The organism is Symmachiella dynata (assembly GCF_007747995.1).
GTDB lineage: Bacteria > Planctomycetota > Planctomycetia > Planctomycetales > Planctomycetaceae > Symmachiella > Symmachiella dynata.
In genome coordinates this window covers 1,485,826-1,499,568 of record NZ_CP036276.1, presented here as the reverse complement: position 1 = coordinate 1,499,568, position 13,743 = coordinate 1,485,826, and the positions used below count along the sequence as shown (strand labels likewise).

At 56.9% G+C, this 13,743-nt stretch carries 11 protein-coding genes; 8 read left to right on the top strand and 3 right to left on the bottom strand.

The features are described from left to right. Positions 1–7 precede the first annotated feature (7 nt). From fliD to Mal52_RS05655, 5 genes are all read left to right on the top strand, one after another. The gene (fliD, locus tag Mal52_RS05675) at positions 8–2,752 is read left to right on the top strand and encodes a flagellar filament capping protein FliD (RefSeq protein ID WP_145374742.1); all 2,745 of its coding nucleotides are present in this window, start codon (positions 8–10) and stop codon (positions 2,750–2,752) included. Between the two features lie 75 nt (positions 2,753–2,827). Then, positions 2,828–3,280, top strand: a complete 453-nt coding sequence (locus tag Mal52_RS05670; protein ID WP_145374741.1) for a flagellar export chaperone FliS — start codon at positions 2,828–2,830, stop codon at positions 3,278–3,280. 93 nt (positions 3,281–3,373) lie between these two features. Then, positions 3,374–4,333, top strand: coding sequence for a GDP-L-fucose synthase family protein (locus tag Mal52_RS05665; protein WP_145374740.1), 960 nt, complete (start codon positions 3,374–3,376; stop codon positions 4,331–4,333). 265 nt (positions 4,334–4,598) lie between these two features. After that, positions 4,599–5,627: a GDP-mannose 4,6-dehydratase gene (gene gmd / locus Mal52_RS05660; RefSeq protein ID WP_145374739.1), complete on the top strand. Its 1,029-nt coding sequence runs from the start codon at positions 4,599–4,601 to the stop codon at positions 5,625–5,627. A 417-nt stretch (positions 5,628–6,044) separates the two neighbouring features. Then, the gene (locus tag Mal52_RS05655; protein ID WP_145374738.1) at positions 6,045–6,680 is read left to right on the top strand and encodes a hypothetical protein; all 636 of its coding nucleotides are present in this window, start codon (positions 6,045–6,047) and stop codon (positions 6,678–6,680) included. A 47-nt stretch (positions 6,681–6,727) separates the two neighbouring features. Here Mal52_RS05655 and Mal52_RS05650 read toward each other — a convergent pair whose 3' ends face one another. Further along, entirely contained in the window at positions 6,728–7,969 is a 1,242-nt protein-coding gene (locus Mal52_RS05650; RefSeq protein ID WP_145374737.1) for a hypothetical protein, read from the bottom strand. A 219-nt stretch (positions 7,970–8,188) separates the two neighbouring features. On the opposite strand from Mal52_RS05650, the gene Mal52_RS05645 reads away from it, so the two are divergent. The 3 genes from Mal52_RS05645 (at position 8,189) to Mal52_RS05635 (ending at position 11,816) form a co-directional block, all read left to right on the top strand. After that, positions 8,189–9,799 (top strand): DUF1549 domain-containing protein, encoded by a 1,611-nt coding sequence (locus tag Mal52_RS05645; RefSeq protein WP_145374736.1) that lies wholly within the window; start codon positions 8,189–8,191, stop codon positions 9,797–9,799. Positions 9,800–9,966: 167 nt separating this feature from the next. Then, entirely contained in the window at positions 9,967–11,241 is a 1,275-nt protein-coding gene (locus Mal52_RS05640; RefSeq protein WP_145374735.1) for a DUF1501 domain-containing protein, read from the top strand. A gap of 20 nt (positions 11,242–11,261) precedes the next feature. Next, the gene (locus tag Mal52_RS05635) at positions 11,262–11,816 is read left to right on the top strand and encodes a hypothetical protein (RefSeq protein WP_145374734.1); all 555 of its coding nucleotides are present in this window, start codon (positions 11,262–11,264) and stop codon (positions 11,814–11,816) included. Between the two features lie 457 nt (positions 11,817–12,273). Here the strand turns inward: Mal52_RS05635 and Mal52_RS05630 are convergent, their stop codons facing one another. After that, the gene (locus Mal52_RS05630) at positions 12,274–12,783 is read right to left on the bottom strand and encodes a hypothetical protein (protein ID WP_145374733.1); all 510 of its coding nucleotides are present in this window, start codon (positions 12,781–12,783) and stop codon (positions 12,274–12,276) included. 86 nt (positions 12,784–12,869) lie between these two features. Beyond that, the gene (locus tag Mal52_RS05625) at positions 12,870–13,418 is read right to left on the bottom strand and encodes a hypothetical protein (protein ID WP_145374732.1); all 549 of its coding nucleotides are present in this window, start codon (positions 13,416–13,418) and stop codon (positions 12,870–12,872) included. Positions 13,419–13,743 lie beyond the last annotated feature (325 nt).

The following is a 13,743-nucleotide window of genomic DNA, read 5'->3' as shown; positions in this document are numbered from 1 at the left end:
ACGGCATATGGGCACAATTTCTACCAGCGTTGGACTGGCGAGCAATTTGCCGACAGGCGAAATCATTGATGCGCTCATCAATGCCCAGCGCGGTACGATCGATCGGCTCGCGAGTCGTGCCGAAGAATACGGCGCCACAAGTGGCGGACTCAACGTCCTGTCCGGAAATCTGCTCTCACTCACCGGATCGGCCACCACACTCGGTAAAGAGACGACGTTCGACAAACTGACCACGACCGTTTCCAATCCAGCGATCCTCAGCGTAGCCCCCAGTCCCGACACCCCTGTCGGAACCTATGAATTCGAGGCGATTCGCAAAGCCACCACACAACAAATCTATTCTAAGGGTTTTGCCAACACCGATACTCAGACGCTCGGCGAAGGCGTGATCACCATCGCCTCGGGTGGGAAATTGGCGACTCCGACCCCACTGGACATTCTGAATGAAGGCCAGGGTGTCGCCCGCGGCGTATTTCGTATCACCGATGGCAGCGGCGCGTCGGCCGATATTGATATCAGCGATGCCGTGTCGGTCACCGATGTGTTGGATTTGATCAACGAAAACAGCGCCATCAGCGTCGAGGCCCGTGCTGAAGGGGATGGGATTATTCTGGTCGATACGTCCGGTCAATCGGCAACCGATTTTTCCGTCGCGGAACTCAATGGCGGTCATGCGGCCGAAGGCCTAGGGCTTCTCAAGACAACCGCGGGAACCACGATTACCGGCGACGACATCAACACCATTCCGGGCGACTATACACTCGACTTGATCAACGGCGGCAACGGCCTGCGACTGATTGAAGGTGCCCCGGAACTACGGATCAGTCTCACCGACGATCCCACAACGGAATTCGATGTCGACCTCGACGACGCAGTGACGCTGCAAGATATCGCCGATGCCATCAATGACCACGAAGACAACGCCGGCAAGGTGCTGGCCGAAGTGAACAACGGTCAATTCACCCTCACCGACCAGACTGGCGGGGGCGGGGCGGGTTCTTTTGAACTGACCGAAATCAACGATGCCAACGTCCTGCATGAATTGGGACTGGATGTCGCCGCTGTGGGAAACACCATCAGCGGCGAACGCATCATCGGCGGACTCGACTCGGTCCTGCTGCGAAATCTCAATGGCGGACAGGGATTCGATCAACTCGGGTCGATTTCGCTGACCGACCAATCGGGAAAAACCGCCGTCGTTGACCTCAGCACCGCCACATCATTGAACGATGTGATCAACGCCATCAATCAAGCCGAAGACACCGGCTCGAAATTGAATCTCACAGCCACGTTCGACGAATTGGGCACCGGGATTCGCATCATCGATACCACGGCATCGCCGTCGGGCAATTTAACGATCGCCGACGTGGGAGGTTCGACGCTGGCGACGCAACTTGGCATTGCCGTCGATGCAGCGCAAAGCACCGTCGAGTCCGGTTCGCTCAACTTGCAATACGTCAACGCGGCCACGAGTCTCGATGGCTATGCTCCCGGGGGCGGAACACCACAAACCAGTGCGTTCACGATCACCGACTCTGCGGGAAACACCGCGACGATCAGCCTTTCGACATCGGTAAAAAACATCGGCGACGTGCTGCAGCGGATCAATTCCAATGAGACGATCAATGTGCAAGCGCAACTCAACGAAACAGGAGACGGCTTCGAGCTGATCGACCTCGCCGGGGGAGCTGAAACACTCACTGTCCAAGACCTGGGCGGCGGCCAGGCGGCGCAGGGACTCCGGCTGTTGGGCGAGGTGGATACCAACGAAGGGGGCCAGCAACGGATCTCCAGCCGGTTAACGACGGAGATCCAAATCGATGCCGAAGATACGCTGGATGACATTGCGGAAAAACTCAACAACGCCAACGCCGGGCTGACCGCTGCCATTATCGACGACGGTAGCACGCTGAACTCCAAACGATTGGTGCTCAACTCCACCCGGTCGGGGTCGGAGGGCGCGCTGATTCTTGACTCAGAGGGATTCGACCTCGGATTGACGATCACAACCCGTGCTGAAGATGCAGTGCTCCGCATCGGTTCCAACCCCGCCACGGCATTTGTCACAACATCCAGCACCAACCGATTCAACACCGGCATCAATGCCCTGATTGATATCAAAGAGGTGAGCGAAGATCCGATCACAGTCACGGTGCAGCGTGATCAAGACAATATCATCAATTCTGTGCAATCCTTCATCGACTCGTACAACCGAATCATCGATGCCGCCGCAGACCTAACCAAATTCGATCCCGATACGGGTGAACGGGGCGTCCTGCAAGGCGAAGGGATCGTCCTGCGATTGCTGCGACGTTTAGACAGCGAAGTCACACAACCGGTCGGAAACCTCAACGGACCGTATCGCTCACTCGTAGACTTGGGAATTACTGTCACCTCCGGCGGCAAGCTCCAACTAGATGACGAAGTGCTCAAAACAGCACTCGACGACAATCCCGCCGCCGTCCGCGAGTTCTTCACTGCGACCGACAACGGTTTGTCCGACCGACTAGAGACCACCGTCGATGCATTCACCGACCCGTTCACTGGCGCGATATCGCTGCAAAACGAAGCATTGACCGCATCATTGCAGTCCATCGACGAACGGATCGGCGTGCTCAATGAAATACTGGAAAACAAGCGGGCTCGTCTTGTGGAGCAATACGCCAGGATGGAAACCATCATCAGCGAATTGAACTCTCAGTCCTCAGCAATCGATCGACTGGCAGCACTCGCGAATCCGGGCTCGTCGTAATCACAGCAGCCCCGCTGCGTCAAACCATCATCAACTCCCTTTCACAACGTCTGACCAATACGAAGGACCGACATCATGCCTGCCGCTGATCAATACCTGGAAACACAAGTTTTGACCGCCCCTCCTGAGCAACTGCACATGCTGGTCGTCGACGGCGCGCTGCGTTTTGCGCGACTTGGTGTGCAAGCCTTGGGCGAAGCCAACTACGAACTGTCACACGAATCATTCAGCCGCAGTCGCGAGTTTGTCAATGAGTTGATCAACGGACTCAAAGCCGATGGCGACGAAGCCATGGTTGTCAACTTGCAGGCGGTCTTTGGATTTGTCTATCGCGCGTTGGTCGACGCCGACGGCGAACGGGATGCCCAAGCAGCAACCGACGCCATCAAGATTCTCGAGCAACATCGGCAAACTTGGGTCGAGCTGATGGAAAAAATCAGCAGCGAACGCCCCGCCACCTCCACCCCCACGCCGCACCATGCCCTGCTTGACGAGCAAGAGAGCCCCTCGCGCTCCTGGGTTTCGTAAGCGACGCGGAATTTGTACAGCGTCCATTCCCCCGGCAGAGTCGGGGGTTGAGAGACAATGAGAAACGGGCCGCCGCATCAAAGGATTGATGGTATGAGTTTTCTAACGGGACGCCGCATTGTCGTGACCGGAGGCGCCGGATTTTTGGGAGCCCCGGTGTGCGCGGAATTGGCCAAATTCGCACCCGCGTCGATCGTGGTCCCACGCAGCGCCGAGTTTGACCTCCGCGAACGCGACGACATCCGCCGCCTACTGCGGACCGCCCGGCCCGATGTGATTGTGCATTTAGCGGCAGTCGTGGGAGGCATCGAGGCCAACCGTCAAAACCCCGGTCGCTACTTCTACGACAACGCCATCATGGGCATCCAAATGATGGAAGAAGCCCGGCAAGCGGGCGTCGAGAAATTTGTGACCACCGGCACCATTTGCTCCTACCCCAAATTCACTCCGGTGCCATTCCGCGAAGACGCCATTTGGGACGGCTACCCCGAAGAGACCAACGCTCCCTACGGTCTCGCCAAAAAAATGCTGCTCGTGCAGGCCCAAGCCTACCGTGAACAATACGGCTTCAACGCCGTCTCGTTATTACCGGTCAATCTTTATGGGCCGCGGGACAATTTTGATCTGGAAACCAGCCACGTTATCCCTGCCCTGATTCGCAAAATGATCCAGGCCCGCGACGCCCGTGCTGAGCAGGTCGAAGTTTGGGGCACCGGGACCGCCTCCCGCGAATTCATCTACGTCAAAGACGCCGCCCGCGCCATCGCCCTGGCGACGGATCGTTTTGACAAATCCGACCCGGTGAATATCGGCTCGGGCCAGGAAATCCCAATCGCCGACTTGGCCCTGCTCATCGCTGAACTGACCGGCTTTACCGGCGAGATTTGTTTCAACAGCAACCGCCCCGACGGCCAACCTCGTCGCTGCTTAGAAATATCGCGAGCCGAACAAGAATTCGGTTTCCGCGCCACAACCTCCCTGCGAGACGGCCTAACCGCCACCATCGCCTGGTACGAACAACAAACCAAAAAAACCATCACCCCCGCAGCGTAGGGTGCGTCGCGACGCACCTTTCTATGCAGGACGAATAACAACCCCAATGCACCACGGCTTAACGTAAGTCACGTCTGATGACGGTGGGAAATCGCAATTGATGCGAAAACCCTCACCCCGGCCCTCTCCCAGAGGGAGAGGGAGACAACATCGGACGGCCATCACGTAACCAACCAAGCCCAACAGACACCTCAGCGAAGCGGAGCTTCGCGAACCGGCGTTCCTAAACTCCGTTTGGGAACGAGGGAATGAAATAGGAATTCAAATGACCGACCCAACCAAACGCGCGTTAATCACCGGCATCACCGGACAGGATGGTTCGTACCTCACCGAGTTCCTTTTGGAAAAAGGTTACGAGGTGCACGGCATTGTCCGCCGTTCGAGCACGTTCAGCACCGAACGCCTCAATCATCTCTATCAGGACCCTCACGAAACCAGCCCAAAATTGGTCCTGCACTACGGCGACCTGACCGACGGCGGCAGCTTGTCGAATCTGGTCCACGAAATCGAGCCGCACGAAATCTATAACCTCGGCGCGCAAAGCCACGTGCGGGTTTCCTTCGACCAGCCGCTGTACACCGTCGACGTCGACGCGCTCGGCACACTGCGACTGCTCGAAGCAGCGCGGCAACTCAACCGCCGCCACGAAGTCCGCATCTATCAAGCCTCCTCCAGCGAAATGTTCGGCAAGGTTTCCGAAACACCGCAAAACGAAAACACTCGCTTCCATCCCCGCAGCCCGTACGCCTGTGCCAAGGTTTTCAGTTTCCACCAAACCGTGAACTACCGCGACGCCTACGGCCTGTATGCCTGTAACGGGATCCTGTTCAACCACGAGTCCCCCCGCCGCGGCGAAACCTTCGTCACCCGCAAAATCACGCTCGGCGCGACCCGTATCCGTGAAGGGCTGCAAAACAAACTGTACCTCGGCAATCTCGACGCTAAACGCGACTGGGGTTACGCCGCCGATTACGTCGAAGCGATGTGGCTGATGCTGCAACAAGACCAGCCCGAAGATTTCGTGATCGCCACAGGAGAAACGCATTCCGTCCAAGAATTCCTGGACCTCACTTTCGAACAGGTGGGATTGTCCCCGCGACCGTACGTCGAAATCGACCCCCGCTATCTTCGCCCCGCTGAAGTCGATTTGCTCTTGGGCGACGCCACAATGGCCCGCGAAAAACTAGGCTGGCAGCCAAAAACCACGTTCGCCGAGCTGGTCAAAATCATGGTCGACGCCGACTGGGAACGCGCCCGCCGCGAACGCATCCTAGCCACCGTCCGCGCCGCATAAACAGTTCACGGGTGCCACTGGCGGCTCGTCCGCCAGTGCTACGTTTGACCGCAGGCAACACAAAGGGGTGGCCGCGATAGCTTCGCTATCGGGGCGGGCAAAGCCCGCAAAAAGCCGCAATTCACGCCCTCCGACACAAGGGGAGGCTGATTGACAAGCACGGCTGAAACGGCAGCGACTTGTGTCTCCGGCACACTGATTGCCGCCGACATTCAGTGCCACCCGCGAAATATCGGGGCAGTATCGGATAATTTCGAACTCTTGCTTATCGACCATACGCTTTGGAATATTGAACTGGTAAGCGCATGAATTCGGCGGGTAACTTCGAAGTATCGTATAAGCCTCGTCTATCGAAGTGTTTTACTACTTGGTCGACGAAGGAACGTGCGCGTATATAGTTGGCAAGGGGACGATCCAATGGGCACTAGTATTCATGCATTCATCGAAGTGGACTACTCCGAACAGAGCATGCCGTTCGTGACGTCCAAAACAGTTTCGGCATTTAACGATGGTGAATTATTGCTCACTGGAAACCCACAAGTACTTGACGCTCTGGGGGACGGCGTAAACTACCACTTTCCTGGCGACCGATCACGAAAACGCGCGCTTCATTCACCACGTGGCTTACCGCCAATGCTATCATTTCCCGTATTTAACCGATTTGCACACATAATTGTGAAAGGCGACACCGACGTACACTACTTCAACAGCAACTTAAGTTGGCTGTCGCCGGGCCTCCCTGCCGTGACGCAAGAAGTGGCGCAGCGATGGGTTGACGATGGATATTCAATCTACATAGGTTGCCCATGGAGGATCGTGTTTGGGGCGGGGAAAGTGTGCAAGGAACGAGTATCGCATCCCGATTGGCACTCGCCAAGCTGGTTAACGCTTCCCGAGATATTCGATAGTCTCGACTACTTTGACCTGTCGATTATGGAGATGAAAGACGACCAAAGAGAGATGATGTTCCCGATCGTGGTGAATGTTATGGAACAAATTGAAGCAAAACTAGGAGACGGACGCACGCGTCTCGTGTTTTGGTTCGACAATTGAACCTGTCTGGAATAAACAGTGTTCAACAAACTGATTTCTGGATTTCATCAAAACGGCACCGGCAGCAAAAATCCGTGGTGTTCAAACAACACCCATTTGCCATGCTCTCCCAAGCTGGGCGTGAACAACAACAAAAAGACGTAGACGGCCAACAACGGCAGCATCACGCCGCGGCCCAGCCAACGCAGACCCCACCAAGCATCGGTCTCGCGTTTCATGCCGCGCTGGTAAGCCCAGCCGGAGAGTAGTTTCACCGGCCAGATGCTGACGATGAACACGATCGTCACCATCCACATCGCATCCCGCGGCGGCAGGACTACCTTGGCCAGGTACAACGGCAGCGACAACACCAACGTGCCGATCACGGCCAACGTCCCCGCGATTGGTGCACGGCGAAAAATCCGCCGCACCGTCCGCAATTCAAACGCCGCCCGCCATCGCCGCTCCGCCGCAAACCGCGCCTGCAACAACGGCATCCAACTCAGCACCGGAATCAGCAACAGTCCCCCGGCAATGGTCACGGCAACTAGTCCCCCCTCAGAACTGTTCGCAGCGGCAAACATAGCCGTCGGCACGATCAACCAAGCCAAACCGGTGAGAAATCCCCGGAGCCCCAACCACCACCGTTCGCGAATTCGAAGCGACGCGATGAAGGCCCGTGTTTCGCGATCGGCAACCTCAAGGTACTGTCCATTGCGAATTTGCTTTCGCAGCCAACGCAGATTCTTCAGCGGTCGAAAGAAGCAGGACAACCCGCCGCCACGAGCGAGGGCCAAATAGATATGCACGGCGACCAGCACGGCCGCCACGATCACCGCGCGATGTAACCCCACATCGGCCGTCGAGCCGGCGGAGATCAAACGCGCATCGGCCGCCAGCCCCGCCAACAGCCGCAGCGGCAACAAACAGAGCGAAATCCCCACGCCGATCGAGGCGATCCGTGACAGCGACGCGATATCAGGAAACGCATCCCGCCACCCTCCGCCCCCGGCCACGCGTCCCCGTGCGACTCGCCCCTGGGCATCCAACAAATACCCCAGCACCCAAAAATTCACAATCGGCACCGCCGCAACCACGGCCAACACCAACACCGCCCCGATCAGGCGATATACAAACCGGATGGCTCGGAAGAGCGCAGCGAACATCCCCCACAGCAACCCTCTCTGCCGGGCGGGTGGTGTGGGATCGGGCGAATCCTCGACCAACGATTCGTCGTAAAACTTGGTCAATTCCACGGGTTCGAGCCGCAGCTCAGAGGTGTCGGGAGGGGATTGCAAATGCTCGGACATGCGATTGTTTTCTTTCGATCCGCCGGAATTCGCAAATGACGTCAAGATTTCCCGCAGCCACTCGAATAGCTCAATGGCTGCACGGCAATCGGTTATTCGCCTTGCAGCATTCGATCTTTAGAGAATAATCAAATTGAATCCCTTAAAACAGATGGTTCACGTGAGCCGTCTGGCAATTCTCCGGCAAGCTGGGAACGCGCGTCACCGCGCGAGGCGATCATGAAAGTCCGAGCCGCCCTGATTCCAATCGCTGTTGTCGCCGGCGTGACCCTGCTGGTCGCAGCTGCCGCGCGCGATCCCCTCCGCCAGCCGCGGCGCTCCTCACCCGCCAACGTGACGCCCACGCTCTCTTCAGCCGTTGCGACGGTGGACGATTATCTCAATCAATCCTGGACCTACGCCAACATCGCCTCAGCCGAACCGGCGGATGACCTACAGATACTGCGACGCCTGTCGCTGGCGCTGCACGGCACGATTCCCTCGCTGGAAGAAATCCGCCAATTCCAAACCGACACTCAACCCGACAAGCTGCGCCGCTGGACGCGACGACTGTTGGACGATCCCCGCTTTGCCGATTATTTCGCCCAACGCCTCGCCCGCGTTTATGTGGGAGTCGATGAGGGTCCGTTTATCATTTTTCGCCGCGACCGTCTGACCGATTGGCTCAGCAGCCGGTTGCAAGCTGATCACCCCTATGACGAAACGGTGCGACACCTGATCGCCGAGACCGGCCTGTGGACCGGCGCGCCGGCGGTGAATTTTGTGACCTCTGCCCGCATCGACGAAGACTTCGACGAAAATAAACTCGCCGGCCGCACGGTCCGCGCGTTTCTAGGACAGCGCATCGACTGCGCCCAATGCCACGACCATCCCTTCCGAGATTGGACCCAAGACCAATTCGAAGGACTCGCCGCTCACTTCGGAGAAGTCTCATTGTCCCCCTTCGGAGTGGAGGACAAACCGCAGGAGTATACAATCCAGGACCGAGAGACTCTCGAAGATCGTACGGTCGCACCGTCGGTCCCCTTCTCACCAACATGGTTGCCCACCGCCGGCACATCGCGCGGACAATTGGCTGCCTGGTTAACACACCCCGAAAACCGCCGCTTCCGCCGTGCCACTGTGAACCGTGTCTGGGGACTCCTCTTTGGCCGCGCTTACCTCAGACCGGTTGACGACCTCGACGACCCGCCCCCAACCGATGCCCCCGACCTGCTCGACTTGCTTGCCGACGATTTCGCGGCACAGAACTACAGCATCAAACACCTGATCGAAACCATCACCGCCACACGCGCCTTCCGCGCGGCTTCGACCATCGATGGCGGCGACGACAAGTCACTCGCCGCCGCCGAAAGCAAATCGGCCATCTTTCCACTCGTGCGGTTGCGCCCCGAACAAGTCATCGGCGCGATACTACAAGCGGCATCAGTGCAAACCATCGACCGCAACTCGCATTTACTCGTCCGCACCATCCGTCTGATTCGCGAGGGAGATTTCATCCGTGAGTACGGCGATCTGGGAAGTGATGAATTACAGGAACGGGGCGGAACCATTCCGCAACGACTTGTACTGATGAACGGCGACCTGGTCCGCGAATTGATGGAAAGCAATCTCTTCAACTCCGTCGGCGGCACCGCCACGATGGCCCCCACCGACGAGCAATGCATCGAAACCGCATTTTTAATTTGCCTGTCGCGAAAACCAACACCACCCGAATCAGCCCACTTCGTCGCCCAACTCCAAGACAGCACGGACGAATCACGAGAACAAGTCGTCGAGGATCTATTCTGGAGCCTGTTAAACACAACCGAATTTTCCTGGAATCATTAGCCCCTCCTCACTACCCCGTTGTATTAGTTGCCCCCCTGGGGGGTGCCACTGGCTATGCCAGTGCTTTGTTTGTCTATCAGATATTTGAACTCGCACTGGCCAAGCCAGTGGCACCCAACTTTTGAAATTCTAAAGTGCACGAGGCGCATCTTGTGAGACATAAATTCATGACCGACCAAGCATCCTCCTGTCTGTCACGTCGCGATGCTCTAAAAATCGCCGCCGCCGGCACACTCTCCTTTGCGCTCCCGGCGTTGGATCTCCGCGCCGCTGCAAAGCGCGGTCCAGAACGTGAGAAATCACTGATCACGCTGTGGCTGGCGGGCGGACCGAGCCAACTCGAGACCTGGGACCCCCATCCCGGGACCAAAGTCGGCGGACCGACCAAGGCACTGGCCACGATGGTTCCCGGTTTGCATATCGCCGATTTGTTTCCCCACACGGCCGAACAGATCCACGAACTCTCCGTGATCCGCTCGCTGGTTTCCAAAGAAGGGGACCACGAACGGGGCGCCTATTTCCTCAAAACGGGATACCGACCCGACCCGACCGTGACCCACCCTTCCATCGCCGCACTAGTCACACAACAACAAACTGATGCCCGAGTCGAAATCCCCCGCAATGTCATGATCGGCAACGATCCGTTTCCCGGTCGCGGTGGATATCTCGGCGACAAATTCGATCCCTTCAAAGTTTTCAATCCGCAAGACAAAGTCAGCAACGTCACGGCAAACGTCGATGATCAGCGGCAACAGCGACGGTTGTCGAACTTGGATATCATCGAACAATCGTTTCGCAAAAACCGCACCGCTGCTGCCGACCGCACGCAACATCGTCAAACCCTCAAGCGGGCGCTGACCATGATGACTTCCGAGCAACTGCGGGCCTTTGAATTGCAGCACGAACCAGCCGCCATCCGCGCCGCTTATGGCGAGACCTCTTTCGGTCAAGGCTGCTTGATGGCGCGGCGGTTGGTCGAGACCGGTGTCAAAGCGGTGCAGGTCACGCTCGACGGGTTCGACACGCACGCCAATAACTTCGACGGCCACCAAGAAAACGCGGCGATCCTCGACCCGGCGCTGGCCATGCTGCTGACCGATCTTCGCCAGCGTGATCTACTGGAATCGACCGTCGTCTTGTGCATTGGCGAATTCGGCCGCACGCCCAACATCAACCCCCTCGACGGCCGCGACCACTGGCCGACTGGCTTTTCCGCACTTCTCGGCGGCGGTGGATTGCGCAGCGGCGTAGTGATTGGCGAAACAGACCCCACCGGCGCAAAAAAAGATCCCGTCGACCCGATCGAAGTCCCCGATTTATACGCCACCATCCTCGCCGTGCTCGGCGTCGAATACGCCCAAGAAGTCATCACCCCCATCGGCCGCCCCTTGGCACTGTGTGAAGGCGCGCCGATTGAACGATTGTTGTTGCCTTCGACGTAGTCCGGCGGCACAATGTGTCCATGAAGCGTTATCACCTCGTCACCAATGCTCCCAAGCTCGGCTGGCAATCAAACGTCGGGTTTGATCGCGTTGGATTTGAACGGGACGGTAGAACGGAATTCGAATGTTGGAGCGAAATCGATGCGAATGACAAACGATTTCCGTGTTATCTCATCCGACATGCAACAACGGGCGAAAAGCGTTCGGCGCGCTTCGAAATCAAGCCGCAATCGAACCGGACGTGGCGAACGCGGTTACGCGACTTTTGTTTGATGCGTGCTCCTCAAACTGACTTGGTATTCCAACAGGGGCAAGCCGAACAATTTCGTCTACGTCGCGGACCGAGGCTGCTGTTCGCAGGTGAAACGCTGCTCACCCGAAACGTCGAAGTCCCGCTCCTACAAGTACAACAGACTTTCGGATGGACGCGCATTGCTGTTCGACGATCCTTCGCTTTCCACGTCCGGACTTGTCGGCCAAGCGCGTTAATGATCTTTTCTGACGACGACGATTGGACGTGGATCGCCATCACCATCGCCTATTTCAAATGGACCCGCTTTGCTGATTCAGGTTGAGCGGACCCACGTGCTACAAAGATCAACCACCCCATTCAACCCATGTCGACATCCAAAATGATTCATTGCCCTGGCTGCTCAACAGTGATCGCCGCAACGACGCAAACCTGCCCGGGTTGCGGACGCTGTCCGGGATGCGGGACTAAACGGTCGAAAGAGGTTCGTTTGTGCGCGACTTGCCAAGTGCCCTATTGCCGATGTTGCGGCCGTTGTAACGTCTGCTTAGCGGTCCGGTATAGTGACCTCAATGACGATTGCGACTGCGGCCACCCACATGATTCGGCAAAGTTGGAAAGTCTCCAAGAGAAGTTTCGCATCTAAAAGACCACCCTCCCGGGAGGGCGCATTCTCTAGATCGCAGCAACGTCTAACCCGTAGGGCAGGCTCCCGCCTGCCGCAACTCAGCGATTCACGTCGAGTGTAATTCACGGCAGGCGGGAGCCTGCCCTAGTTCTCTTCACAACCCTTTGACCAAAAAACCCACGCCGCTGACTAGAGACGTAATCCCCAGACCAATGAAGCCGCGGATTCGCCAACCGTGGTTGACCCGCAAGTAAATCCCGCTGCCAATCAGACCGATGCCAATGCAAATCGCCAGGACCCCCAACACAATCGCCGCCGTTTGTTCGACTCCCATCCCCTGTTGATGAGAACGTTGAAGCGGTTCCGCACTATTCGGATCGCCGTTAGCAAATCGATAATCGCGCTGCTGGGTGACGTCCCACTCATCGTCGTCATCGTTCGACCGCGGCCGCTCAACAGCTGCCATCTGGGAAAACTCGGAATCGAGATCCATGTCCAAAAAATCGGAGTCCTCATCCGACTTGGCCGTTTTCGCTTTCTTTCGCGCCGCCGGTCGGGGTATGGCCAACACCTTGTCGCACGCCTTGCATTTGAATTTCTTACCGACAAGTTTGTCGGCAACTTTATAAGACTTGCCGCACGAGCAAGGTACGGAAATGGTCATGTCTCTATTCTTCCCAAACGATAGTAAGAGCGGATCTGCCGGTTGAGGTCGGCAGGTAAGCGCAGGCGCCGTTGATCTGGGGCGGGTTAATCTGCCTCTGGCTCTGCTTCTACCTCATCTTCTTCCTTGAAGAGCAAATTCAGGCTGACGATCGCCACAATGATGCCCGCAGCCCCTAGAAACGGCCAGAATAATCTGTAATACACAAAAAGCAGGTAGGTGCCCAACATCATCAACAGACCCAAAGCGACGCCCATCAAGGGGATCAGTTTGCTGACAACTTTTTCAACGCGGGGCATGGACGGAATAAAAAAGCGAGGCTCTTTATTCTGGGAGACATCGAGGCCGGCAGCTGCCAAACCGCGCCTTTCGAAGGGATCGGCAAATTGGCTTTCAGATTCGCTTTGTTTGGGACGCGCGCGTTTGACCGCCGCCATCTGCGAATACTCCGCATCCAGATCCACGTCCAAAAACCCCGAATCGTCGTCGCTGGATATCCCATCCCGTTTCGTTTTGGCAACCGGACGCGGAATCGCCAACACCTTTTCGCACGCCTTGCATTTGATTTTTTTGCCGGCAAGTTTATCAGCCACCTTATAGGCTTTACCGCACGGGCAGCGCACCGTAATCGACATGAAATAATTCCCCAAGCGAGGCGAAAACAAACCGGCGGGTCTCATTGGGACAACGCACTATCCGCATGCTACTAGTGGTCAATCTGAAAATCCACAACTTTTTTCTCCGGTTTCGCAAATCGGGAAATCGCAGCGGTCCTCTAAGTCAGAGGACGCGAATGTCAAAGTTTTCCGCGCACGATCGTCTGGTTCCGACAAACACGATTATGCCGACAAACATCCTTTACGCTCTCCCGTTTACTATTCCGATATTTCAGAGGAGTGCTAAGAGAGCGCCCACGCTCTCTTTCGGGGAAAATGTATATAACCGCCATTTGAGTTTTGG

Coding starts and splice junctions, on each gene's coding strand:
- fliD (WP_145374742.1), top strand. CDS start 8: ATGGGCACAATTTCTACCAGCGTTGGACTGGCGAGCAATTTGCCGACA.
- Mal52_RS05670 (WP_145374741.1), top strand. CDS start 2,828: ATGCCTGCCGCTGATCAATACCTGGAAACACAAGTTTTGACCGCCCCT.
- Mal52_RS05665 (WP_145374740.1), top strand. CDS start 3,374: ATGAGTTTTCTAACGGGACGCCGCATTGTCGTGACCGGAGGCGCCGGA.
- gmd (WP_145374739.1), top strand. CDS start 4,599: ATGACCGACCCAACCAAACGCGCGTTAATCACCGGCATCACCGGACAG.
- Mal52_RS05655 (WP_145374738.1), top strand. CDS start 6,045: ATGGGCACTAGTATTCATGCATTCATCGAAGTGGACTACTCCGAACAG.
- Mal52_RS05650 (WP_145374737.1), bottom strand. CDS start 7,969: ATGTCCGAGCATTTGCAATCCCCTCCCGACACCTCTGAGCTGCGGCTC.
- Mal52_RS05645 (WP_145374736.1), top strand. CDS start 8,189: ATGAAAGTCCGAGCCGCCCTGATTCCAATCGCTGTTGTCGCCGGCGTG.
- Mal52_RS05640 (WP_145374735.1), top strand. CDS start 9,967: ATGACCGACCAAGCATCCTCCTGTCTGTCACGTCGCGATGCTCTAAAA.
- Mal52_RS05635 (WP_145374734.1), top strand. CDS start 11,262: ATGAAGCGTTATCACCTCGTCACCAATGCTCCCAAGCTCGGCTGGCAA.
- Mal52_RS05630 (WP_145374733.1), bottom strand. CDS start 12,783: ATGACCATTTCCGTACCTTGCTCGTGCGGCAAGTCTTATAAAGTTGCC.
- Mal52_RS05625 (WP_145374732.1), bottom strand. CDS start 13,418: ATGTCGATTACGGTGCGCTGCCCGTGCGGTAAAGCCTATAAGGTGGCT.